Annotated in this window: 19 protein-coding genes, 1 pseudogene and 1 riboswitch; of the genes and pseudogenes, 14 read left to right on the top strand and 6 right to left on the bottom strand. The window is 58.5% G+C overall.

The features are described from left to right. Positions 1-128 precede the first annotated feature (128 nt). The 3 genes from AX730_RS02235 to AX730_RS02225 all read left to right on the top strand — a co-directional run bounded on the left by AX730_RS02235 (position 129) and on the right by AX730_RS02225 (position 2,463). Positions 129-1,493: a DEAD/DEAH box helicase gene (locus tag AX730_RS02235; RefSeq protein ID WP_062351305.1), complete on the top strand. Its 1,365-nt coding sequence runs from the start codon at positions 129-131 to the stop codon at positions 1,491-1,493. Positions 1,494-1,556: 63 nt separating this feature from the next. Beyond that, entirely contained in the window at positions 1,557-1,913 is a 357-nt protein-coding gene (gene queD / locus AX730_RS02230) for a 6-carboxytetrahydropterin synthase QueD (protein WP_062351302.1), read from the top strand. 157 nt (positions 1,914-2,070) lie between these two features. Continuing rightward, positions 2,071-2,463 carry a phasin family protein gene (locus tag AX730_RS02225; RefSeq protein WP_062351428.1) on the top strand — a complete coding sequence of 131 codons (393 nt, stop codon included), beginning with the start codon at positions 2,071-2,073 and terminating at the stop codon, positions 2,461-2,463. Between the two features lie 207 nt (positions 2,464-2,670). Here AX730_RS02225 and bioD read toward each other — a convergent pair whose 3' ends face one another. Next, positions 2,671-3,336, bottom strand: coding sequence for a dethiobiotin synthase (bioD, locus tag AX730_RS02220; protein WP_232310154.1), 666 nt, complete (start codon positions 3,334-3,336; stop codon positions 2,671-2,673). A 4-nt stretch (positions 3,337-3,340) separates the two neighbouring features. Continuing rightward, positions 3,341-4,066 carry a TMEM175 family protein gene (locus AX730_RS02215; RefSeq protein WP_198146984.1) on the bottom strand — a complete coding sequence of 242 codons (726 nt, stop codon included), beginning with the start codon at positions 4,064-4,066 and terminating at the stop codon, positions 3,341-3,343. A gap of 83 nt (positions 4,067-4,149) precedes the next feature. On the opposite strand from AX730_RS02215, the gene AX730_RS02210 reads away from it, so the two are divergent. The 4 genes from AX730_RS02210 (at position 4,150) to AX730_RS02195 (ending at position 7,648) form a co-directional block, all read left to right on the top strand. Next, positions 4,150-4,635 (top strand): GAF domain-containing protein, encoded by a 486-nt coding sequence (locus AX730_RS02210; protein ID WP_062351294.1) that lies wholly within the window; start codon positions 4,150-4,152, stop codon positions 4,633-4,635. Further along, positions 4,632-5,003 (top strand): TfoX/Sxy family protein, encoded by a 372-nt coding sequence (locus AX730_RS02205; RefSeq protein ID WP_062351291.1) that lies wholly within the window; start codon positions 4,632-4,634, stop codon positions 5,001-5,003. Before AX730_RS02210 ends, AX730_RS02205 begins: the two co-directional genes overlap by 4 nt. A 15-nt stretch (positions 5,004-5,018) precedes the next feature. Further along, a riboswitch (cobalamin riboswitch) is annotated at positions 5,019-5,237 on the top strand. A gap of 127 nt (positions 5,238-5,364) precedes the next feature. Further along, on the top strand, positions 5,365-7,251 hold the full coding sequence (btuB, locus tag AX730_RS02200) for a TonB-dependent vitamin B12 receptor (protein WP_062351425.1): 1,887 nt from the start codon (positions 5,365-5,367) through the stop codon (positions 7,249-7,251). A 103-nt stretch (positions 7,252-7,354) separates the two neighbouring features. Then, complete coding sequence (locus tag AX730_RS02195) at positions 7,355-7,648, top strand: DUF2218 domain-containing protein (protein WP_062351289.1); 294 nt, start codon at positions 7,355-7,357, stop codon at positions 7,646-7,648. Between the two features lie 7 nt (positions 7,649-7,655). On the opposite strand, the pseudogene dinB (AX730_RS02190) reads toward AX730_RS02195, so the two are convergent. Beyond that, positions 7,656-8,711 (bottom strand): annotated as a pseudogene (gene dinB / locus AX730_RS02190) (DNA polymerase IV); the annotation flags it as partial. 118 nt (positions 8,712-8,829) lie between these two features. After that, positions 8,830-9,051: a helix-turn-helix domain-containing protein gene (locus tag AX730_RS18285; RefSeq protein ID WP_083537654.1), complete on the bottom strand. Its 222-nt coding sequence runs from the start codon at positions 9,049-9,051 to the stop codon at positions 8,830-8,832. 75 nt (positions 9,052-9,126) lie between these two features. Between AX730_RS18285 and AX730_RS18735 the strand changes: the two genes are divergently transcribed. The 7 genes from AX730_RS18735 to dinB (AX730_RS18280) all read left to right on the top strand — a co-directional run bounded on the left by AX730_RS18735 (position 9,127) and on the right by dinB (AX730_RS18280) (position 22,388). Then, the gene (locus AX730_RS18735) at positions 9,127-9,480 is read left to right on the top strand and encodes a hypothetical protein (RefSeq protein WP_157074057.1); all 354 of its coding nucleotides are present in this window, start codon (positions 9,127-9,129) and stop codon (positions 9,478-9,480) included. Positions 9,481-9,616: 136 nt separating this feature from the next. Continuing rightward, positions 9,617-11,341 carry a hypothetical protein gene (locus AX730_RS18730; RefSeq protein ID WP_157074056.1) on the top strand — a complete coding sequence of 575 codons (1,725 nt, stop codon included), beginning with the start codon at positions 9,617-9,619 and terminating at the stop codon, positions 11,339-11,341. Then, positions 11,338-14,424 (top strand): ABC-three component system middle component 1, encoded by a 3,087-nt coding sequence (locus AX730_RS02180; RefSeq protein ID WP_083537653.1) that lies wholly within the window; start codon positions 11,338-11,340, stop codon positions 14,422-14,424. Before AX730_RS18730 ends, AX730_RS02180 begins: the two co-directional genes overlap by 4 nt. A gap of 112 nt (positions 14,425-14,536) precedes the next feature. Beyond that, on the top strand, positions 14,537-18,541 hold the full coding sequence (locus AX730_RS18725) for an AAA family ATPase (RefSeq protein ID WP_157074055.1): 4,005 nt from the start codon (positions 14,537-14,539) through the stop codon (positions 18,539-18,541). Between the two features lie 327 nt (positions 18,542-18,868). Further along, positions 18,869-19,564: a hypothetical protein gene (locus AX730_RS02170; RefSeq protein ID WP_062351274.1), complete on the top strand. Its 696-nt coding sequence runs from the start codon at positions 18,869-18,871 to the stop codon at positions 19,562-19,564. Between the two features lie 691 nt (positions 19,565-20,255). Beyond that, positions 20,256-21,281 carry a hypothetical protein gene (locus tag AX730_RS18720; protein WP_157074054.1) on the top strand — a complete coding sequence of 342 codons (1,026 nt, stop codon included), beginning with the start codon at positions 20,256-20,258 and terminating at the stop codon, positions 21,279-21,281. A 12-nt stretch (positions 21,282-21,293) separates the two neighbouring features. Beyond that, the gene (dinB, locus tag AX730_RS18280) at positions 21,294-22,388 is read left to right on the top strand and encodes a DNA polymerase IV (protein ID WP_083537662.1); all 1,095 of its coding nucleotides are present in this window, start codon (positions 21,294-21,296) and stop codon (positions 22,386-22,388) included. 39 nt (positions 22,389-22,427) lie between these two features. Here the strand turns inward: dinB (AX730_RS18280) and AX730_RS18715 are convergent, their stop codons facing one another. Both AX730_RS18715 and AX730_RS18275 read right to left on the bottom strand, forming a co-directional pair. Continuing rightward, positions 22,428-22,793, bottom strand: coding sequence for a hypothetical protein (locus tag AX730_RS18715; protein WP_157074053.1), 366 nt, complete (start codon positions 22,791-22,793; stop codon positions 22,428-22,430). Between the two features lie 31 nt (positions 22,794-22,824). Next, positions 22,825-24,030, bottom strand: a complete 1,206-nt coding sequence (locus AX730_RS18275) for a tyrosine-type recombinase/integrase (protein WP_083537652.1) — start codon at positions 24,028-24,030, stop codon at positions 22,825-22,827. Positions 24,031-24,095: the final 65 nt, after the last annotated feature.

The following is a 24,095-nucleotide window of genomic DNA, read 5'->3' as shown; positions in this document are numbered from 1 at the left end:
TCTCGCAGCGCGGTTTCAGGGAACGCTTCGAGTCACGGTCTTGCCGCATTCTGCGCGTTCCACGCCGCCGCACGTCTCCGTGCCGGCGTTGCGCGTGCGTCCGGCCGACCGGCTTTGGAGCTTCGACAATGACGTTTGAAACCTTGGGCCTGGCGCCCGCCCTGCTGCGCGCGCTCGACGAACAGGGCTACACCCAGCCCACCCCCATCCAGGAACAGGCCATCCCGCTGGCCCTGGCCGGCCACGACCTGCTGGCGGGCGCCCAGACCGGTACCGGCAAGACCGCCGCCTTCGGCCTGCCGCTGATCCAGTACCTCGCCACCACGCCGCAGGAAGTGCAGCGTGGCGGCCCGCGCAAGCCGCGCGCCCTGGTGCTGACCCCCACCCGCGAACTGGCCGTGCAGGTGCACGACAGCCTGCGCGGCTACGGCAAGTACCTGCGCATCCCCAGCACCACCATCTATGGCGGCGTCGGCATGGGCAACCAGTTGGACGCGCTGCGCCGTGGCGTGGACATGGTCATCGCCTGCCCGGGCCGCCTGATCGACCACCTCGAGCGTCGCAGCGTGGACCTGTCGGGCATCGAGGTCCTGGTGCTGGACGAGGCCGACCGCATGCTCGACATGGGCTTCCTGCCGTCGATCAAGCGCATCCTGGCGAAGCTGCCGCGCCAGAACCGCCAGACCATGCTGTTCTCCGCCACCTTCGCCGATCCGATCCGCGAGCTGGCGCTGGAGTTCATGCATGACCCGAAGCAGATCCAGGTCACGCCGAAGAACACCGTGGCCGAGACCATCACCCATCGCGTGCATCCGGTCGATGGCAGCCGCAAGCGCGACCTGCTGCTGCACCTGCTGGCCAAGGACAGCCGCGTGCAGACGCTGGTGTTCGCCCGCACCAAGCACGGCAGCGACAAGCTGGCGATGTTCCTGGACAAGAGCGGCATCAAGACCGCCGCGATCCACGGCAACAAGTCGCAGGGTGCGCGCCAGCGTGCGCTGAGCGACTTCAAGGCCGGCCGCATCAACGTGCTGGTCGCCACCGACATCGCCGCGCGCGGCATCGACATCGACCAGCTGCCGCAGGTGATCAACTTCGACCTGCCGATGGTGGCCGAAGACTACGTACACCGCATCGGCCGCACTGGCCGCAACGGCTCGACCGGCGAGGCGATCTCGCTGGTGGCGCAGGACGAAGCCAAGTACCTGCGCGCCATCGTGCGCATGCTGGGCCGCGACGTGGACCTGCGCGACGTGCCGGGCTTCGAGCCGCAGACACCGATCCGCTGGGGCAACAGCGCGCCGGGCAAGGCCGAACAGCCCGCCGGCGAGCGTACCCCGCGCCGCAACGGCCCGCAGAAACATGCGCGCCGCCCGCACAGCGAGGCCCCGCGCCACGCCCATGCCGGCCCGAAGAAGCACAGCAACGGCCCGCGTCGCGATGGTGGCCGCTCCGGTGGCGCCCGCCAGGGCCAGTCGCGTCCGGCTCGCTAAGCCGGACTCTTCGCGCGGCGCCTTCGACGGCGCCGCGCGTTCCACCGCTTCCGGAACCGTCGCATGGACATCTTCAAGGTCTTCACCATCGAAGCCGCGCACCGCCTGCCGCACGTGCCGGACGGCCACAAGTGCGCGCGCCTGCACGGGCACTCGTTCCGCATCGAACTGCACCTGTCCGGCCCGGTCGATCCACGCGCCGGCTGGGTGATGGATTTCGCCGACGTGAAGGCCGCTTTCAAGCCGATCTACGACCGGCTCGACCACCACTACCTCAACGACATCCCCGGCCTGGAGAACCCCACCAGCGAGCAACTGGCCGCGTGGATCTGGGACCAGGCCAAGCCCGTCCTGCCATTGCTCAGCGCGGTGGTGGTGCACGAAACCTGCACGTCGGGCAGCCGCTATACCGGCCCCTGATGGCATGGAACCGGTTTCATACCAACTCCTACAAGCGTTTGATTTTTAACGGCTACTGACCGTTCGTCGGATTTCCATACGGCCGTTATTGCACTGCAACATGGATAGATCTATGCTGCGCCGCAACAGACAGGAAATCCCCTTTCAGGAGTCCGCCATGACCACGCAGTTCAACGAAAGCTTCAGCCAGTTCACCCACCAGTTCGCCGCCGCGGCTTCGCGCGCCAACCGCCTGGCGCTGGAAAGCGCCGAGACCGTGTTCGGCGTGCAGCTGAAGACCTTCGAAAAGAACGTCGACGCCACCACGTCCTTCTTCGGCGAACTCGCCGAGACCCGCGATCTGGACGGCTACAAGAACCTGTGGCCGAAGGGCCTGCAGGTCGCCAAGGACAACGCCGAGCGCGTCGTTGCCGCCAGCCAGGAAGTGTTCGGCCTGGGCCTGAAGACCGGTGAGGCCTTCGGCCAGCTGGTGAAGACCCAGTTCGAGACCGCGACCGACAACGTCCAGGCCTCCGTGGCCAAGGCGACCAAGGCCGCCAAGGGCAAGTAAGACCCGCCCTGCGTCACCGTTTATTGCGCGGCTCCCCCTCCCTCCGCGCAGACCGACCCGGCAGCCCCCACGCTGCCGGGTTTTTTATGCGCCACTGGAGTCATCGGTGCCGGAGGCGATGAGCGCGTCGCAACGCGCCCATCAGATGGATGCCCAGGCTTTTCGTCGCACTGCCCTTGCCATGTGCGCAACACGCACACCCCACCGCTAGCGCACCGACAGATGCGCCGCCAGCGCGCGTGCATCGGCATCGGGGGCGAAAGGCAATCGACCCCAGCACGGTGCCGACAGCCGCGCCGACAGCAACGCGAAGTTCTCGTCGCGCCGCGCCATCTCCGGATCCACCTCGTTCGCGATCCATCCCACCAGTCGCGCACCATCGTCCTGGATCGCACGTGCACTCAATCGCGCGTGGTTGATGCAACCCAGCCGCATCCCGACCACCAGTACGACCGGCAGGCGCAGTTCCTGAACGAGGTGACGCTGGTCCAGCGTCGCGGTCAACGGCGCGGCCCAGCCGCCAACGCCTTCCACCAGCACCAGATCGGCCAGCGGATGCAGTCGCTCGAACGCGGACACCAGCACGCCGAGCTGCACGTCCACGCCGGCGTCGCGCGCGGCGATCTCCGGCGCCAGCGGCGCGGGCAGCGCATACGGATTGAGGTCGTCGTAGGGCGGCACCGGATCGCTGGCCGCCTGCAGCGCAAGCGCGTCGTCGTTGCGCCAGCCCTCGGGTGTTGCCGTGCAGCCGCTGGCGACCGGCTTCATGCCGACCGCGCGCATCCCGCGCGCCCGGAACGCATGCAGCAGAGCGGCGCTGGCGACGGTCTTGCCAACGCCGGTATCAGTGCCGGTGACGAACAGCCGGTCCATCGACCTATCCATCCGCACGCACCGGCCAGCGCTCGGCACCCCAGCGTTGCCCGCGCACATGCACCAGGCCGGTGAACGACAGCAGGAAATAGACGCAGCCCGGCAACGCGACCTGCCAGGGCTGCGATCGCTCGCCCAGCAGCAGCGCAGCCAGTACCGACAGCACGCCGACCATGACGAAGTACGCGTGCGAGGCGACTTCGCCAGCGGCATTGGAAGCAGCGTCGCCGTCCAGTCGCAGGCGTGCGCGCGCCCGCCACGCCAGCACGTACAGGCCACCGATGCAGGCGGACATCGACGCGAACGCCAGTCCGTAGAAGACGAACATGAAGGCCAGCGGACGCGGCCCGTTCGCATCGGACAGCGGCATCGGCAGCCAGCCACCGGTGATCCAGCCGAAGAACGTGCCCAGCAGCAGCCTCAGCGGATACACGTAGACCAGCACCAGGAACACCAGCAGAAGGCTGAGCAGCGTGGCGGGCACGGTGCCCAGGCGGTAGCGGCGGCTCCAGCGCACGTGGGCATACCAGAACATCGCCACCATCGCGAAACTCGCCGCGAATGCAGGCACGTTCTTCAGCGCCTGCAGCAGGCCCTCGATGCTGTCGGGGATACGTTCCACCGAGATCACCAGCAGGGTGACCGCGAACGCGAAGGCCGCATCGACGAAGGCCTCCAGCCGGGTCACGCCGTGGCCACGCCAGCCAGTGTCGTCGTTGCGCGCATTCATGCCCATCGGTCGCCCATCACCGCTTGCGGATGTGACACATCTTATCGGGACGTTCCCACAGAACGCGGGAGTAGAATCGAGCCATGTCATTCACCTCCCAGATGCTCACCGGCAGCAAGCCGGAACAATACGCGCAGCTCGCCGACCAGGCGCGTGCCCTGCTGGCTGGCGAATCCGACCGGATCGCCAATGCCGCCAACCTCGCGTCCCTGCTCTATCACGCCCTGCCCGACTTCAACTGGGCGGGCTTTTATTTCTTCGATGGCCGGGAATTGGTGGTCGGGCCGTTTCAGGGATTACCAGCCTGCGTGCGGATCCCGTTGGACAAGGGGGTCTGCGGAGCCGCCGCACGCACCCGCCAGACCCAGCGCGTGGACGATGTGGAGGCCTTCCCGGGCCACATCGCCTGCGACTCCGCGTCACGCTCGGAATTGGTGGTACCGCTGGTGAAAGGGGATGAACTGGTCGGCGTACTCGATCTGGACAGCCCTCGCCTGGCGCGCTTCGATGCCGACGACCAGGCAGGCATGGAACGCATCGCCGCCATCTTCGTGGATTCGCTGTCATGACAGGCACCAAGCTGCGCAACATCGGTCCCAAGTCCGCCGCCTGGCTGCGCCAGGTCGGCCTGCGTACGCAGGAGGATCTGGAATCGGTCGGCGCAGTCGAGGCCTTCATCCGGGTGAAGCGCGCTGGCTTCCGCCCCAGCCTCAACCTGCTCTACGCGCTGGAAGGCGCGCTGCTGGACTGCCACTGGCAACAGTTGCCCGAAGACCGCCGCAGTGAACTGCTGGTGGCCTACGATGCCGCCGCCGCGCTGTTGCCGCCCCCACGCGGCCGCCCCGCCGCCGGCCCGGTGACCACCACGCACACCGAACGCGAAGAAGACACGGGGCCGTCGCTGAACCTGTTCGACTCACGCGGCGGCGACGACTGATCCGCCCCATCCCGTATACTGCGCGCGCTTTCAGGTGACCCACGGCATTCCTGCCGAGGGTTGAAACGGGAAGCCGGTGACCCGCGCAGGCGGCATTCCGGCGCTGCCCCCGCAACGGTAGGCGAAGACAACCACGGCATCGGCCACTGTGCGATCACGCATGGGAAGGCGCCGCGGCAGCGTGCACGGCACGCCTTCGCAAGCCCGGAGACCGGCCTGGGAGTCCACTGGTTGCGATGCGGAGGGCGTCGCGGCGTGCCGCGCCGTCGTTCGCCTGCTGCGCTGTCCGCAACGTTCCCTCTCCGTCATCGCAACTCCACACCGAAGCAAGCGCGCGGGGCGCGCGATGGAGTTGAATCCGATGTACAGCCGTCATTCCCTTTCCCTTCTCGCCGCCGCGGTCGCGTTGGCGCTGCCGTTCACCGCGTCGGCGCAGGACGCCACCGAACTGGACGAGGTCGTTGTCACCGCTACGCGCACGATCGTGCCCTTGCAGGACAGCCTCGCGCCGACCCAACTCATCACCCGCGACGATATCGAGCGCAGCCAGTCGCGCTCGCTGGTCGACCTGCTGAAGGGCCGCGCCGGCATCGGCTTCAGCAACCAGGGTGGCCTGGGCAAGCTGAGCACCATCAACATCCGCGGCACCGAATCCGACCACGTGCTGGTGCTGGTCGACGGCATCCGCATCGGCTCCGCGACCGCTGGCCTGGCCTCGTTCCAGGACCTGCCGGTGGACCAGATCGAACGCATCGAGATCGTGCGTGGCCCGCGCTCCAGCCTGTACGGCTCGGAAGCGATCGGCGGCGTGATCCAGATCTTCACCCGTCGCGGCAGCCAAGGACTGTCGCGCGAACTGCGCGTCGGCGGCGGCAGCAACAACCTGCGCGAAGCCAGCGGCGGCTTTTCCTACGGGGGCGAGCGTGGCTGGATCGGCGCGAATGCGGCGTACCAGGAGACCGACGGCATCAACGCCTGCCGCGGTTCCGGCACGCTGTTCCAGGGCTGCTTCACCGACGAGCCGGACGACGACGGCTACCGCAACGTCTCGCTCAATGTCCGCGGTGGTTACCAGTTGAGCGATACGCTGGCGCTCGAAGGTCATGTACTGAATGCCAATGCCTTCAACGAATTCGATGGCAGCATCTACGGTGGCAACGAAGCCGACAACGTGCAGCAGGTGCTGGGCAGCAAGCTGACGTGGAAGCCGTCCGCCGGCATGATGCTGACCGCACAGGTCGGCCGGGCCTCGGACAAGTCGGACAACTATTTCGCTGATGCCGCCGCCGGTACGCGCACGTTCGTCAGCACCTTCGACACCCGTCGCGACACGGCTTCGCTGCAGGGCGACTTCGCGTTCGGCGAACGGCACTTGCTGAGCGCCGGTGCCGACTGGCAGCGCGATGAAGTCACCAGCAGCATCGATTTCGTCAACGACACCATCGGCGTGCCCGTGGACAGCCGCGACAACACCGGTATGTTCATCGAGTACCAGGGCCGCTTCGGCGCGCAGCAGGTGCAGGCCAGCGTGCGCAACGACGACAACGACCAGTTCGGCAATCATGTGACCGGCAACCTGGGCTGGGGCCTCGGTTTCGGCAGCGGCTTCAAGCTGACCGCCAACGCGGGCACTGGCTTCAAGGCACCGACGTTCAACGACCTGTACTACCCGTTCTCCGGCAATGCACTGCTGGAGCCCGAGCGCTCCAAGACGCTCGACATCGGGCTGTCGCAGTATGGCGATGCGTGGAACTGGGGCGTCAACGTCTACGAGACGCGCATCAAGGACTTGATCGCGCTGGACAGCAACTGGCTGCCGGCGAACACCGACGAGGCGCGCATCCGCGGCTTCGAGCTGACCGGCGCGGTGACGCTGGCCGGCTTCGACATCGCCGCGCAGGTCAGCCGTACCGATCCGCGCAACCGCACCGCTGGCCTGAACTACGACAACCTGCTGGCGCGCCGCGCGCGCAACACCGCGCGACTCGACGTGGACCGCGCGTTCGGCGACTTCCGCATCGGCGTGACCGGCTACGGCACCAGCCAGCGCTACGACAACGCCGCCAACAGTGTCGGGCTAGCGGGTTACGGCACACTGGATCTGCGTCTGGAATACGCGATCACCAAGGAGTGGTCGGTACAGGCGCGTGCCAGCAACGTGTTCGACCGCGAGTACGAAACGATCGCCTGGTACAACCAGCCCGGTCGCGAGTACGGCCTGAGCCTGCGCTACCGCGCGCGCGACTGACTCGCGCGCCGACGCAGAGGCCGGCAATGGACTGTTCCGTTGCCGGCCTTGTCGGAGGAAGGACGCGGACTTAAACAGGGATTCCCCCGATGCGATCCCGTCGATGAACCCCACGTCCTCCGTCACCGTACGCCCGAACGACCCCGCCAAGCTGCTGCGCACGCTGTGCAACCACTGGCGGCACAAGTTCGAAATCGAACGCCCCGACGACCACCACGCCCGCATCCCGTTCGCGGACCTCGGCCCCGCCGACTTCGCCGTGGACGGCGACGCGCTCGTCATCATGCTGTACCAGCCAGAGACGGAACCACGCGAGCGCCTGCAGGACGTGATCGCCTCGCACCTGCGACGCTTCGAGCGCAACGAAGACCTCGCCTTCGACTGGCGTACGGCCTGATCGGCGCCTAGGCGTCCTGCGGGTCGAACAGGCCCGCCTGCACGACCGTCTCGTCGCGGTCACGGAATCCCGAAAGACCCACCCCGACCAGGCGATATCGCGTCGCGGACGGCAGGTCCACGCGCTCGCGCAGGGCCAGCGCGATGTCGATGAACGCCTGCGCCGACGCCGGCGGCGACTCCGGCGTGAAGCTGCGCGTGAGGATGCGGAACTGCGCTGTCTTCAGCTTCAGCACCACGGTGCGGCCGACCCGTTCGGTCTTGCGGCTGGCGGTCCACGCTTTCTCCGCGATGCGAAGGATGTGCGGCTCCAGTTCGGACAACAGCAGGTCGCTGGCGAAGGTGTCTTCGGACGAGATCGACTGCACCGGCTGGTCCGGCTCCACCGGGCGCTCGTCGATGCCGCGCGCACGCCGGTACAGCCCGCCGCCGAAACTGCCGTAGCGCGTTTCGAGCTCGTGCTGCGAATACGCCCGCAGGTCGCCGACCGTGCGGATGCCATCGGCATTGAGCCTGCCCTGCATCACCTTGCCGACACCGGGAATGCGCTCGACCGGCAACGGCGTCAGGAACGCTTCCACCTGGTGCGGGCGCAGCACGAACTGTCCGTCCGGCTTGCGCCAGTCGGACGCGATCTTGGCGAGGAACTTGTTCGGTGCGACGCCGGCTGAAGCGGTGAGCTGGGTCTCTTCGCGGATCTGCGCACGGATCGCTTCAGCGACCGCCGTGGCGGTCGGCAGATCGGACTTCGGCGCGGTCACGTCGAGATAGGCTTCGTCGAGCGACAACGGTTCGACCAGATCGGTATGGCGCAGGAAAATCTCGCGTACCTGCCGCGAGACGGCCTTGTAGCGCGCGAAGTCCGGCGGCACGAACACCGCCTGCGGGCACAGGCGCTCAGCACGCACCGCCGGCATCGCCGAGCGCACGCCGAACACGCGCGCTTCGTAGGACGCCGCGCAGACCACCGAACGCTCGCCACGCCACGCCACCACCACCGGCCGTCCACGCAATGAGGGATCGTCGCGCTGCTCCACCGACGCGTAGAACGCGTCTAGCTCTAATGTCTAGCTTGCAACTGTTGCAGAACGCATGTAGCGGTTTTTTATAACTATTTTTCTAGCAACAAAACGGCGTTTTACAGCGCCGGCCAAGATGTTTTTGTGCACTGCACACGACCTTTCAGAGTCCTGCGCGCTTCAAGATGGCGCTCATATCTGCTGCCAAACCATTTGCAACTCTGCTGAAAGTTGAAAGGGTTAGGTTGCGCTCGCCCCGCTCGATCGAGCTGTAGTAGGCCCGGTGCATTTGAATTGAGTCAGCGAAAGCATCCTGACTCAAGCCGAGCTCCTTGCGAAGATCTCGAACTGCCAGGCCAACTTTTTGCGGGAGAGAGGTGGTCATGCCCCTCAAAGCTAGAAGTGCGCTACCTTTACAGCTACTCCTATATATGTAGTCTATATATATGAGGTGGCCGAGATGAGTGTTTGGCTGGTGGACGAACTGTCCGGACAGGTTGTGGAAATCCCGGTGTCTGCACGGCTAAGGGGCGCCCTCCAGTGCCAATGGGATCGAGCAGAGCGCTTAGGCCAACGGGATGCCTTGGCGGCTCGGTTGTCACTCGCTCTCAATGAGCAGCTTGAACGCATCCTAGATGCAGATCTCAGGCCTCCAACAAAGCCCCAGATCGCCTTTGCTAAAGCCATAGCGGCTCGTTTGGATGTCCCTCTTCCGCTTGCCGAACTGACGAGCATGTCTGCTGTAAGTCATTTCATCGACACGCATTCCGCTCGATACAAAGCCGCAATTAAGAAGAGCCACGGCTCTAGCTGACTGAGGGCAGTGTCGCTAACGCCAAGACTCGCGACCAGGCGCTTCTCGCAGCCTTGTCGATGCAAATTTGTTGAGTCAGTGACTCCGTTCCCAAGGCTGGCTAGACTCATCACGGGGTGGGGAACAGGGACGCATCGTGGTTCAACTGACGGACGTTAATTCTTATCTGGCAAGCAACGGTCTGGGGCCGGCTTTCTTGCCATTCCTTTCGACCGGGCCAGATCGCATCACGACGCTTTTCTATCAGCCGCTTGGGGACGTGGCGGCATTGCCTCACAGCTTGGGTGTCGTCGAGCGTCCAGAACTCGTTCTCAAGATGAAAGGGTTTCTCTCTCTTGCCGATTCGGAGCAAGTCCAATTTGCTACGTGCCCTGAGTACTCGTGCCCATGGGATGCACTTATCGAGTCAATTGAAGCGGGCCGATATCCAAGCGAAGGATCGCTATGGTCAATCTGCTGCGAGAGCACGACGCTTCAAACTCTTACGCAGATTACCGAACGATTGGCAGCATCGGGCATTACTGTCTTTCAGCCAAACGTTCAAGCGAGCACAGCGAACTTTCTAAACTTACTCTGTCATCTCTTGTGGTGCACAGATGCCGAAGGCCAACGCATTCGTGTTGTGCTTATGCAAGCAAAGACTTACCCAATGGGTGGCGTCGACTATGAACGCGACTACTTGATCCTCGGCGATGAAATCTACAGGTTCGGTAACGCTGGCGAAAATCGCCTCGCATGTCTGATCTGTTCGGACGTGCTGGGACCAATCGTAAAAGATCAAATTGTCTCTCAGCTACTAGCTGATACGTTGATCTTCCATCTTCAACTGAACAAAGATGCTGCGCGCGACAGCTTTAGAGAGTACAGACAGAGATGCTGCTTCAGGACTCCCAGAACTACGGAGATACTCTGCCTGAACTGGGCTTCCGGAACCCGTATCACTACAGACAACGCTACTTTCGAGACGTTAGTCCGTGAGCCGAAAACGATCTACTACAGACCATCTGACGGCGTGGATGGTACAGACGAATCCATACTGGCCAATGACACACTTGGGTGCTTTCTTACATTTGCAGCTGAGCACAGAACTGCGGCCTATGTTTTTCATCCTGACGAGCAGCTCTTCAAGTTTCGGACATCCAAGCCATTGATGATTGGCGACGCCGCAGTGAGTCGGCGTACGGGGCCTGTAGTTGAAGCACGTTTCCAATGGAAAGAGGGCGCCTGGCTTTCCTCAACTGAGAAGGTCAATGATCGATTCTCGGAGTTTCTAGATAGCAATCCGAACGTCAGCACCCATTTGACACCGTACGAGGCGAAGCACGTCGACATGGAGCGCGTAATGCAGCTCTCTACAGGATATGTACTGAAGGCAGAAGACTTCTCTTGGCTTAACCTCCCATCTTTCCGGCTAGCCGAAGATGACACCTCGGCTCGTATGCGTGTCTGCTGGTCAAACTCAAGTACTGGCGCAAATCGCCGGATCGACTGCCAGTCGAAATTCAAATCTCTCGCCGCATTCGTTGCAAACCCTAGCAACCTGCCTAATCGGCTAAGCGCCTTCAGGCAGCTCACCCCGCGCATTAGCTACGACCCCTTACCCTTCAAACAATTTCGTAACCTCGTAGCGGGTGAGCTAAGAAGTACTGCCATTTTTCTCGGTACGGATCCAGCTAAAGAGAAGATGGAGCGTACCCGCCTTCAGATCCAAGACGCGCTCCATCGCGTTGGCGAGAGAACGGAAGACCTATCGCTCCTGTACTTCAGCGTCGAAGGAACTCTGACCGATTACATGGACAGAGATCCGCCAGCGATCAACGATGACCCAGGCAGCAATCCCGTCGGAATCACATCGGCATGAAGATGGACACTGAACAATTAATCGCAAGACTTGAGCAGTCATTCGACTCTTGCAATTTTGACCAAGAGAGCGGACTTGCACGGTGCGAGCACCGCTTTGCAGGAAACTTGAGAAGCGTCTATTTCATAAAAGTATCTCAAAGCCTTCCAACCACGGAGGATGTTGAATCCATTCAAAGCTCCGTCGTAGCTCCGTCGTACTTTGCTTCACAAGATGACAGCCGCTGGAACCACTATCTTGTCTTTGTTGTGCCGACGTCGCTAAGCAAAGATACGCTTTCTTTGAAGGCATCAATCGAAACAAACACAAGCTACGCGCGAAAGCTGATACTCACAGAGTCAGAATTCACGTCCTTCCTTCAGCGAAGAAGAATCGATGCTACTGGAACGGCGAATAGCTCCAATGAGCTCAGACCACTCTGGCTCGCCGCCCTTAGCAACGCCGGACTCGATGCAATCGACTCTGAGGAGCCTCGAGCTTCCGTGATTCGCTCAATTCGCCAAGGGGAGTTCTCTACCCCTAGGAGGCCGCAGAAAAGGGTGACCGATCAACAGCCGGTTGCATTTCTACGCAAACTTGAGATCACGAAATTCGGCTCACGAAGCCTTACCGGCAGTTTCAATTTTGGTCGTGTCAATCTCATACGTGGCTCTAACGGTGCAGGAAAGACCTCGCTCCTGGAAGCTATCGAACACTTCCTATGCGGCGGTACTGCGAGAGCTGGTACATACGAGCGTCTGATCGCCTCGGCAAGCTTCTCAAGTGCAGTCGAGCCTATTCCATACATTCAAAGGCCTGACTCCTACTATCAACAAAGGGACCTCAAGTGGTATGGTCGGAAGACCCAGAGAGGCAACCATCTGTTCGAAGGATTCGCCCGCTACAACTTCCTTAACGCTGATGCGGCCGTGGAGTTTTCGCGAGAGACGAAGGACGAGGATCTTACTTCCATCTTGTCTAAGGTCGCGCTAGGTCCCGACGCGAGCTTTCTATGGAACCGAATGCAGGAGTTTCTTGCCGATCTTAGGCCTCTTGTTGCTGCTGCAAATCGCGATCTGCTCAAAAACTTGCAGGACATTGAGAAAGCCCGCGCGCGGCTCGATTTGCTAAGTAGCCCTAGTCCTGACATTACGTCCCGCATCACAAGCATCAACGCCATGCTGGTTGATCTCGGCTGGCTTGAGCACGGCGCCTCACTTGTAGTTCCTGACGGTCTAGATGAGCTAGTGAAGCTCAGAATGGCTGTTGACCAAACGCCTTCAGATTGCCCCGCTTCGATCGACGAGCTTGGTAGCGAGATCGTACAACTTCAGAACGCTGCAAACCTGATCGATGAGTTCTTTGCTTCTTCTCGACTGATGCAAGTAGAAGTCGTCGAGCTAGAGGCGAAATTGAAAAGGATTGACTCGCTATTGAAAGCTCTCGATCGCTTGGAGGCCTATCGCAGCGTGGGCTTCGCCGAGCTGATGAATACGATATCGGAGCTAAACAGAAGGGTAAGACCGAGCTTTCCGGACCGGGATTACATCCTACGAGTAAAGAACGCTATTGCTCCAGTCGCCGCATCCTTGCTCGATCCCGGCGAACAGACGATAGGTGAGATCATTCGATCAACAACTATCGCTACCGAAGAACTCTCACGATCTGCGGACGCGACCGCAGCGGCTCACTCCAAAGCGAAGGCAGAGTTTGAGGGCCGTCAGCTGCTCTTGGCTCAGCTCCGCGCTGTAGGACGCCAACTCGCTACCGAGCATCCGAGTGACTCATGCCCCCTGTGTGAACAGTCCATATCTCATGAGCTTATTCTCCAACGAATTGAGAGTTCAATATCCGATTTCAAAAGTGAGGAGTATGCCGAACTTGAGCTTGAGCGTACGGAGCAGAACGTACAGCTCAATAACCTTTCTACGGTAAAGTCACTTCTAGACAACCTCCTCCACCTGCACCCCACATTGACCGAACTTTCCTTTGAGCAACTTCTTGAGACGGCTACCGCGCTAAACGAGGAATGGTTGTCGCTTCAGGCCAGCAAAGATGCATTGCTCGCTCAGTTCGAGCGCCGAGCTGAGGAGGGTTATACACAGCAAGAATTCCTGGGCTTGCTATCAAGATGCGCCAGCGAATTTGACGGCGGTCTAGATAAAGTTCCTCACAGCTCCGAGCAGCTAGCGGATGCGCGAGCCGAAATTGGATCGCGGCGGGAGTTAACTGCGTTATCACTCGAAAAAAAGCGCCAGGAGCAGGAACAGTTGCTGCTCAGCGTAAGGACCCAGTCGGTTTCCATATCAGCAAGTTCAGATCCCGAAAAGGCACGGGACTTCATAAAGCAACGTAGCGCAGCTTTGATACGAATCTCGGACGCGGTTAAGCAGCTTCCGGCTCGTGCGCGAAACAAAGCAAATGACGGACTGCACGCATTCTTGAGCTCCACAAAGATAGCTTACTCACAGCTCGCACAAGTCACGGAGGATATGCAAAGGTCAAGCTCGCGCGATGCCGAAGCAGTGGTGCTCGATCATGAGATACGAAGCGCCTTGACCACACGCTCCAGGCTAGAGAAGGAACATCAGAATCTTGAACGAGCTCTTTCTACATTGTCAGCCATTGAGCGTGATCACAGCCTGGAGAAGGGCCTCGCTGACTTCCTTGAGTCCAATCTCCATTCGATACAGTCCATCTTCGAGCGAATTCATGTGCCGAATGAGCTCAGGTTGTCAGACCTGAGTACTCGGAAGCTCGTCAGGTCCACGACGGGAGAACTCGTGTCGTTGAACCAGATCAGCACAGGACAGCGAGCAGCTCTCGTTCTTAGCGTATTTCTTACCCTCAATGCATCGTTGCGTTCCGCCCCCCCTCTTCTCCTAGTTGACGATCCCGTGGCACACGTGGACGACATGAATTCTTTGGCACTTCTCGACTACTTGGCGGATATCGCTGAGACCGGCAAGCGACAAGTTTTCTTCGCAACCGCAGACGAAAAGCTCGCCAATCTCTTTAGCAAGAAGATGAGCTTCTTGGGTGAAGATGACTTCAGAACGGTGACACTCTTCCGGCCTATCCCCGTTTCAAATGCTCTCCATTAGTACTGCTGTGTAGCGCAGCGTTGAGGTACATAAGCACAGAAGGAGCATCGACTGACATACTTCAGGTCATCTCCCTGAGGTTCTGCAACCGTGGCTCCAGGAATCGAACGTCATGAGTAGCGAGGATTATGCCGTCGTCCCTAAGGCGGACGAGGCTCGTCAAGCGATCCACTCTCTGCGTGGCTTTGTCTATCAGGTCGCGGCGGCCGCGCTGGCTTGGCTCGATCTAGATGATAAATCAAGAATTTATTTGGAAGTAGCAGAGGACTATGCGAGGGTCGCGCGCGGCGCAATTAAGGCTGTGCAAGTTAAAGACACGCCCTCATCCAAGGTAACGCTGAACAGCGAATCAGTTCGCGCAGCGATCGCCAACTTTGTGGCCCTTGTCGAGCTCAATCCCCGGGAGATGGTCAGCCTTCATTACTTCACAACCTCAGAGGTTGGTATAGAGAGGTCGTTCGACAATCCAGCCAGCAAGCCCGGCCTCTTGTACTGGCGCTTAGCAGCATCCGGATCTGATGTTGAACCACTCCGGCGGCTGCTCACGGGCGACGAATTCCCACCTGAAGTCAGAGACTTTGTCAGTTCAAGGAGCGATGATGCAGTTCGATCTGAGCTTCTTCGGCGTATTCATTGGGAATGCGGACAGCCGAATTTGGCTGCTCTGAGAGAGGAGTTCAAAGACCGCCTGACTACTATCGCCTGGGAGCGTTTCAATGTGCCCAGTCAAGCCATAGACAGCATCTCAGACGCACTGCTAACTCGCGTTCTAACGAAGTCAATTCAAGATGAACCCGCCAATCGAAGCCTTACACATGGAGACTTGATTTCGGCGATTCATGAAGCATCTAGGATCAGCGTTTCTGTTCAAACAATTGAAAGGCTCCTAACAGGCATTTCCGGCGGTCCTAGTTCGCCGCAGCGGGAAGCCGTCCTTCCGTCATGGATTGTCTCGGGCAGCAGTCTTTCAGCTCCCAGAGGAATGATGATTCGTGCTGAGCTACTCCAAACGCTCCGCGCAACCCTTAAACGAAGCTCAGTACTGTACATACATGGAGCGAGCGGTGTAGGCAAAACACATGCGGTCCGTAGTCTAGCCGAAGCAACAGAAGCACCATTCTTTCTGATTGACTTTCGTGACGCTTCGGTAGATGAGTGCTCTCATCGATTGAGCGTTTTATTATCCAAGCTGGGCGAGATGAAATGCGTTCTCTTGGTGCTGGAAGATCTTAATCACGTAGACGACAAGAGGATCGAGAACCAGGCGAGCGCACTCGTGCAGGCAGTAGTTAGACGAGACATACAGCTGGTCGTCACGACATACAAGGCGCCGACAGTTCGTGCACTCTCGTCTCTAGGTCATGATCTGGGCTCCGTCTTGCAATGCCCCTACTTTACCGAAGAAGAAAGCTCAGAACTCGTCAGCGCCTATGGCGGGGACAGTAGCACTTGGGCAAGATTGGCGCATGCGACGGGCGCCTTCGGCCACCCCCAACTTGTTCATGCATTTGTCGCGGGTGTTTCCAGTCGCGGATGGAACAAGAGCGAGATCACAGCCATTGTCGAATCAGGGCTATCGACAATTGATCTTGATGCAGAGCGAACTGTCGCCAGACGGCTAATCTCCGAACTTCCCCATCCCACAAGACAGCTCCTCTACCGCCTAAGCCTCAGTGTTGGCTCATTCACGCGCTCAACTGCTCTTAGCATAGCAACCACACCACCGCCGCTAGTCGATTCCGGCGAGTCGTTTGACTCATTGATAGGTCCTTGGGTCGAGGCGCTGGGACCCGATAATCACAGGGTATCGCCGCTGGCATCCACTGCGGGCCGTGAGCTACTTAGCCCTGCCGAGACCAAGCAAATTCACCATGCATTCGCAACCACGTTGCTCTCGCGAACTAAGATCGGTGCTTGGGAAATTGACAAGATCACACTTCACGCGCTTTTGGGCGGGAATACTGCTGCCTTGACGTCAGTTGCGAACAGCCTGGTTACAGGAGGGGAGGAGTTAGCAAAGTACTTGTCTGAGAGTGGGAGCTCTCTGCAGCTGCTGGATTTCAATAAGCCGATCTATCTCGATAATCCAGCAGTCAGCTCCATGCTGCGACTTGCCCAGTTCACGATTCTCGCTGCATCAAGCAAGCCGCAGTCCATCGCTATTGAGGCCTGTGTAGGGGCACTGCTTCAAGAGACTGAGTTGCAGGCACCACCTGTACGGGAGATGTTCAGGATTGCGGCGCTCGCGAAGGTGTTGGGAACCCTCGGCATCGCCAATCACCTTCCAAATTGGTTTGATCTCCTAATGGAGTTCAGAGCAATTGTTCAGAGTACCAGCGCGATGCCAGAGGTGGCAGATCTTGAGTTGATGAAGCTTGCCCCGTCTACGGCACTTTTCCGAATCGGCATGGCTAACTTGGCGAGAGTTTCATTATTGGAGGAGATTTTCGACCGCCTCAACGCTCTGGAGAGCGAGGTACGATCGGAGTTGCTTGCACCTCTCGATGACCAATCTGATTACGCGGTATTTGTGAACAGCCCATGGGTGGCAGAGCAAGCCAGCTCTATCGACGCTCGGAAGACCGAAGAACGCTATCGACGAATGGCAAGTATCTCACTCGGCTGGGGAATTCCTGAGATCCCAGTCTTGTGCTCAATTGCAGTCGTAGTTATGCGTGATGAGTATTCTGATGACTTCGATGGCGCGCTTCAGGCCGTTGATGAGGCTGTGGAAATGCACGGCGACATCCTGCCGCTGCGACGCGCACGTGCGAAAGTCTACTGGCGGGCGCAGAAGCATGAGCTAGCTCTCCCATTACTACGTGAGATTGCCGATGAAGTCGGTCAGGGAAGCAATATTGAGCGCGCGTTCGCTCTACGCGAGGCTGCAGTTAGCGCAGCAAAAGTAGGAGACTGGGAGCAGGCCAGGACTTGGTTCATCGACGCGCGAGTCGCCGCCGAGAGAGCGAAGCTAGAAGACATGGCGGTTATGGCTGCCGGGCTTTCAGCCGATGCCGGTGTCGCCAACCAGCATCTTGGATTACCAATCGACGCGATCAGAGATCTTGGCGATGCGCTACTAAGGATTGACTCAATATCAGCCGATAGTTCACTGCGAGCCGCATACACTCATCGATTGATTCGCCACTGTGTGCTCTGGGTGCATAGCCAACTTGAAGGGCGAGTAGTTCAAATCGGGGGCGCTCCACTGGCAATCATCCCTGGGATGTGCAGCCACCCAGAACCGTCTGAGGAAATCACGAAGGCTCCCCTGGGCTCTATGACCATCACGCTCTATTTGCTTGCAGAGTGTGAGGCAATAGCCGGCTCGGAAGTTGCCGCTCTCGACGCTCTAGATAGGAGGCTCGACGGCAAGTCGATACCCGCTTTTGAGGTCGATCTAAGCAAGAAAAGACTTTGGCGAGAGATGATCTCACAAGAACGTGACGAGGTTGCCAAATCTCTTATTAGGTACGTCAACGCACTCGCAAACATCCCCTTGATCAAGGGCAAGCCTCCCGTAGACTTGGTGGATCCAGCGCTCTCTACGCCCCGAATGCTAGATGGCACCAACGCAAGCCAAGAGATTCTCGCCTCCCTCAATGATGCAGTTCGCTCTTATCTGATTGTTTGTGCATGCCAAGAACGCAGCGATTTCGTTCTCCCGGTTGCACTCTCCCTTCAGCGTGAGCTTGCCCTCAGATCAGTGTCTTGCTCTGCCGCTGAGGAGATTTTGAGTCCAAGCGTTAGTGACACTTGGGAAGGCCTTTTCGTCCGTGATGCGCTGCAATTCACTCAAGGATCCGCATTCTCGGCATTCATGGTCGCCAGCGCGGGGATCCGCTTCCTACAGCACTCTGTGAGTTCTCAGTTTAGATCCAGCCTTGTTCGCCAACTTGGTCGGTGGCATCGCGATAACTGGCACAGGATCATTACGAACGAGTCTTTTGCTTTGGTCGCTCCTCGACTCGTTGTTCCGAGGATTCAAGAGATCTTGCGGAATTCGGAGGACGATACTGACTTCGTCCTTTCGATAACCCTGGCCGGTTCCGACGCTGTTGGAATCTCAATCCCATCAGCTGTTCTGGACCAACTAGCGTCCATCACGCGCGCGTGAAATGACCTTCATGACATGCATTCTTCTTGCCTCCACGTCTTGGACTCATCTCTGCCCGCCACTTCACCGTGAGGTTGCTTCCCTAGGGGCACGAAGGCAGTTTCCCTATCGGTAGATGAGTCATGGCCGGTGACAAGAGCGGAGTGACGTAGCGGCTATCTCTCAGGCGAAACTCACGCCTAGTACGACGGTGATGGATCAGCTTGTTAGTCAGATCTTGCCGCTCTAAGATCAACTTTCCAAGGAATGACAGGCTACACGCCCGGCTACACGCACGGCTATCGGTAGCCGGTCTAGCCGGGAGTTCGACCAATTGGTAGCGATGCGATGAATACTAAGAGCTTCCTCACATACGAGGGATTCCTGCTGGCGTTCGCGCCTCTCGCGGGAATTCTGATCTCCTACTTCTACCAGATAGGTCGTTACGCGTTCTATGACGCGTCATTCGAACTGATTGAACTCAGTACTCCGAAGATAATTGTGGCTTCCATATCTGTCCTCGTGGTCTCCTCGGCCTATGCCATTTCATGGCTGTCCAACGCTCGAGAAGATGGGCGCTGGAAGTTGCCAGGAATTCTAGGTCACGTCTTCTACAACGCTGTTCTTACGGTGTCCTTTTGGTTCAGAACAGACAGGACGGGGGCGGAGATACTCCTATCGCTGATCATATGTGTTGTCGTGGGAACCATTGGAACATACTGGCTTCAGCACACGGTAATGAGATGGAGGGATGCCGACGGAGGGGGTGGCCGCATTCTGAGTCGGTACTTCTGCGTCGTGTACCTCTTCTTTATGTTTGCTTTGCTATCCGCCTACTCCGGCTACAGCAATGCGAACAGTCAAAGGCATCTCGTCATTGCCGGATCGAGTTCGGTGGTCGTTGGTACGTTTAATGGAAGTCTCGTTACGAAAAGCTTTGACCAAAAGAGCGGTGTGATTGAACCAGACACGACGATACTTGTGCCGATCCCCGAGCGAGTCGCACTCCGCAACGTAGAGATGCGACTGAGGCACGCTGACTAGCACGCTATTCGGTCAGTTTTGAGCCTCTTGGCATGGCTTTGAAGCGAGCACCAGCGCACATGGGAGCTCGATGCATCGCTGCGGCAGCCCGGGCGTTCAGGCGCTTGAGGCCGACGATGATCTCTAGCTAGTGACGTCGTGTCCTCGCCACTTGCTTAACTCAGATTTTCTCATTCGAAAACTGAGTGAGGATCTACACGATGACCGCCAAATCTCAGCTTCCGGCAGCAGGACCCGAGCCGCGTGGGCACCCGCGGGACCGTTTCTGCTACAGCTTGCCGCGGCCGCGCTGATTCCAACCGCCCTGCCCTTCGGGAGACGGACCCGGGCCCCGCTGGCTCTGTTCGCTCCTCGGCCGTGTTGGCCTTTACTCTAGTCATGCTGACGATGACCGCCCTAACCAAGAGAAGTCGCGTTCTGCCCCTGACGACCCTGTCACTTGAGCTAGCCGGGTCACCAGTTGGGCTTCTTGATCCTACCGACCTGAGTTCTCAATGTCGGCCGAGTACCGAGGTGACCTCAAGGTTCACCTTCGGCAATAACGAAGTCGTGCGAGCATCTGCGCAGACCAGTCGCGCGAGGGGCTTGTTAGGCCCACCCTCTTCGACTGCGGGGCGGACGCCGAGCCAACACGTACGCGCCAATTCGCTTGCGCATGAGAGAATGGCCGTAACGACGGACCCAACCCAGTATGAGCAAGCGAAATCTGATTGCTGAGATCACGGAGAAGAACGATCGATCTCGCGGACGCTACCTGCACGGCAATCTCGAACTCTATGACCTTGAGTCAACGTTTGGTCGACTGACCGAATCCGACGGGGTTCTTAGAGCGCTACACGTTGTGGGACTCACCTCTTGCGTAGAGGCGGCCACTCGAGAGGCTATTAAGCAGCTCGTAAATTCTGGAGATCCATTTCTTCAGAGGGCGGAATCTTTCAAGGACATTCGCTTCGACTTCGCGCTTACACAGGCCCTCAGTGAGGGCCGAATTACTTTCGGCGACCTGGTGTCGCATTCCCTGTCGATCAATCAAGTAAGTCAGATTGCATCAAACCTATCGACGTTGTTTGCCGTGACAGAAGAACGGGGTGGATTCAAGGCTCTTCTTGGAGGAGTGAAGGAGTACTGCGAGCCCAGCGACGAAGAGCTCTTTGGTGACGCCACTCCGGGAACCTCCCAGCAAGATGCACCGCTCCTACTTCCCGATGTGGATGGCCTACTTCGCGACATGTCGAAGATGTTCGAAGTTCGGCACATTATTGCGCACGAAGCAAACTTTGCAGCTGTGAATCAAGCCGACTTGGCGTCTTACATGAAGGCCTGTCGCGCATTCCTTGATGCCCTTTATGAGCTTGTCCAACAGACGCTTCACCCGGGCGCTTCAAGAAGCGGATTTGGGGGTTCGCTCCAGGCGCTGACGAAGGCCGCCGAAGGGAGCGTCAAGGCTTCTGAGTGTGAGGCGCGCATTGAAAGCACCCTGGCAAGGCTGAATCCCGAGAATGGCGCGCTCTCGAAACTTTTCGGTGCGTCAAAGACGGCGTTTGAAGCCTACTATGACGCGGAGACTTCGTTTCGCCTTGAGCTGCATAGCCCGCTCACGGGAAATGCCATGCGCAACATCGAATCCGATGTCATGACACACCTTTACAACCACCGACTCACCTACCTGCGCTCAGTAGAAGAGACACTAGAGCTCTATGAACCAGGAGATTGTTAGGTCGCAACAATGATGGTTGAGAAGAGCACTAGCACTCTCCGGAGGATAATCCATATCGATATGGATGCCTTCTATGCGTCTGTCGAACAACTAGACAATCCCTCACTTCGCGGGCTTCCCGTTGTCGTCGCATGGAAGGGAAGCAGATCGGTCGTGTGCGCCGCATCTTACGAGGCGCGCTCGTTCGGCGTTAGGTCTGCAATGCCTGCGCTTCGCGCTGAGCGCCTCTGCCCAGATGCCGTCTTCGTACCACCCAACTTCACTAGATACAAAGAAGTTTCCGCACACGTCAGAGATATCTTTCACCGATACACCGAGATAATTGAACCCTTGTCCCTCGACGAGGCCTACCTGGACGTAACTTCGCCTCAAGGAGAAGCAAGCGCAACGCAGATTGGTGAGCGGATACGAGCGGACATCTTCAGCGAGCTGGGGCTCACTGCGTCGGCAGGAATCTCGTACAACAAATACCTAGCAAAGATAGCGTCTGACTGGCGCAAGCCGAATGGCTTATTCGTGATACCTCCCTCACGGGCGTTAGAATTTCTCGCCGAGCTACCTGTCGGACGCCTTCCCGGCGTTGGCAGAATCAATGAGGAGAAGTTGGCTCGAGTTGGGGTTGAGAGCGTAGAAGACTTACGACAGCTTGAGGCTGATCTTCTGCAAAAGCACTTCGGAAAGTGGGGCCTCCGACTCTTCGACTTGGCACGTGGTATTGACAACAGCCCCGTGAAGCCAGAGCGCCTTACCAGCCAGATTTCGTCCGAAGACACATTTCCACATGACCTCGCAATTAAGGATTTAGGACCTCAAATACGCCGCATTGCTTCCACGGCTTGGGCGGCATACGAGCGGGAAGCAAGCATGTCGAACAACTTCCTCGCAAGGACTGTCACGCTAAAACTAAAGACGTCTGACTTCAGAATTGTCACGAGAAGCCGGACCTACTCGTCCCCTATCACCAGCGTTGAGGACCTCATTTCCACTGCAGGGGCGCTTCTGAATCGCATTGATCTTCCGGAAGAACAATTGTATCGCCTAGTCGGAGTTGGTCTCTCCGGAATCAGCAGGGACTCACCAGTTCAGGACGGGCTCTTTCTCGATTGACAAGCTAGAGCTTTGACATCTAATGAGCACTGTCCTTACTCAAGGAGATCTGCGCCCTCTCGGGAAGGGCAGCACTTTACCTGCCGAAGAAAGCGCCTGCTCAAGCGTAGCAATCTGCGATAGCGAAGAGGCATACATTGATGCGGTGCGCGACAAGAGCATCTTTGCCTCAGATAGCTCGCGCTTCAGGGTCGCAATCTTCCGATCTCGATCCTTCAGTTTCCTACTTGTACGAAGTTTTTTCGCGTCCTTTGCCCCCGAACGTTGGCGAATTTCGTCAGCAATTTCTGGATATCGAGTATGAATCGTTGACGGCTTTAGACCTGCTTCTTGTGCCACCGAAGCAATCGACATCCTTCTTTCGATGGAGACAATTTTAGGACGGCCAACTTCAATGCGCTTCATTGCAAGACGCAGATCGCGGATTCTAAGCTCTCTAGCTTCCATTGCTCATATCTCTTGTGAACGGCTCTAGGACCTCTTCAATGGCGACTAGCCCTCGCCTTATCGCCTGAGCGCCGCCGGGGCCACAGTCATTCTCGACCGCGACGATCTGGAGCTCGCTCTTCAGAGCGAGCCAGATATCGATTTCTTCGCGCGTTATCACCGCCCCATCGCAGCGAGCGCAGTGCAATGGATCGTACAGGCCGACGCCACCACAAGGTGGCTTGCCAGCCGCGACACACCAGGAGTGCCCTGTGGATCTTATTACAAGGCCCTCGGCCAGCGAAGCCGCAAGCGCGCGCCGGTCCTCCCTTAGAATCGCTGCAAACTCAGGCTTTGACCTAGTCTCAGCAACTCGCTTGCCCGCGACTCCTGACAACGTCACCTCATTGTCAAGCCAACTGGAAACTAAGTCCGCCTTTGCATCGAGAATTGCCTTACCAATCTCATCCGCTAGCTCATCATCTCTGGCGCCGTGTGTTACGTAGAGCTGCGTTGTATCGATGCTCCAATGCTTGAAGTGCTCCTTCAGGTAGCGAATGTCGCCCTGACAGTATCGAACCACCATGTATGCGAAGCTACGGCGAAGAACGTGGGGCGACATAGGACAGGTCAGGCCCGCTCTGCGCGCCGCACGCTTCATCCACACCGCAAGGATGGTTCTACTAGCGACGGATATAGAACCCAACGCGAATGACTTCTGACTTGTCTTAACGAGGAAAATTGAGTTGACTGATCGCCTCGCACGATCCTCAGCCTTCGCGATTTTGGCTCTCGCTCTTTCGGTTTTTGCCTGTTGGTATTCAATGAAACCGGCTCCAATCTGAGCAAGGAGCTGAGCCCTATGGATCTTTGACATTCTGTCTAATCGTTCGCAGATCCACCTCACACGATCGGTGGCCAGCCACTCTGTCAATGTGCCACGTTCATCGCTACTACCTTTGAATGTCCTACCCTTGATCCAATCCAGCTCTAGGTCTCCTTGCGCACGCCTGAAGACGGGATCTCGCTCTAGAGAAAGCAACTCCGAGACTCGCATCCCTACGAGCATTGCGAGTTGCGTTACCAATGCATCCCGAACTTTTGAGAACTTTCTTCTTGCTTCTCTAGCCGACACACCCCAGTTGCGCGCGAACTTTATTGCAGGCTTGTCCGTTCTTCTGTCATATGCGACGTTGTACTTTTCCAAGATTGACATGTGATCGATTCGACGTCCCCCCGCTTTTGAGTAGCACGCCGGTTTGGAGTCCAATTCCCCAACCC

It is taken from the genome of Pseudoxanthomonas mexicana (genome assembly GCF_001556105.1).
GTDB classification, from domain to species: Bacteria; Pseudomonadota; Gammaproteobacteria; order Xanthomonadales; family Xanthomonadaceae; genus Pseudoxanthomonas_A; species Pseudoxanthomonas_A mexicana_A.
The sequence above is the reverse complement of the archived record's forward strand: the minus strand, read 5'-3'. Positions and strand labels throughout refer to the sequence as shown.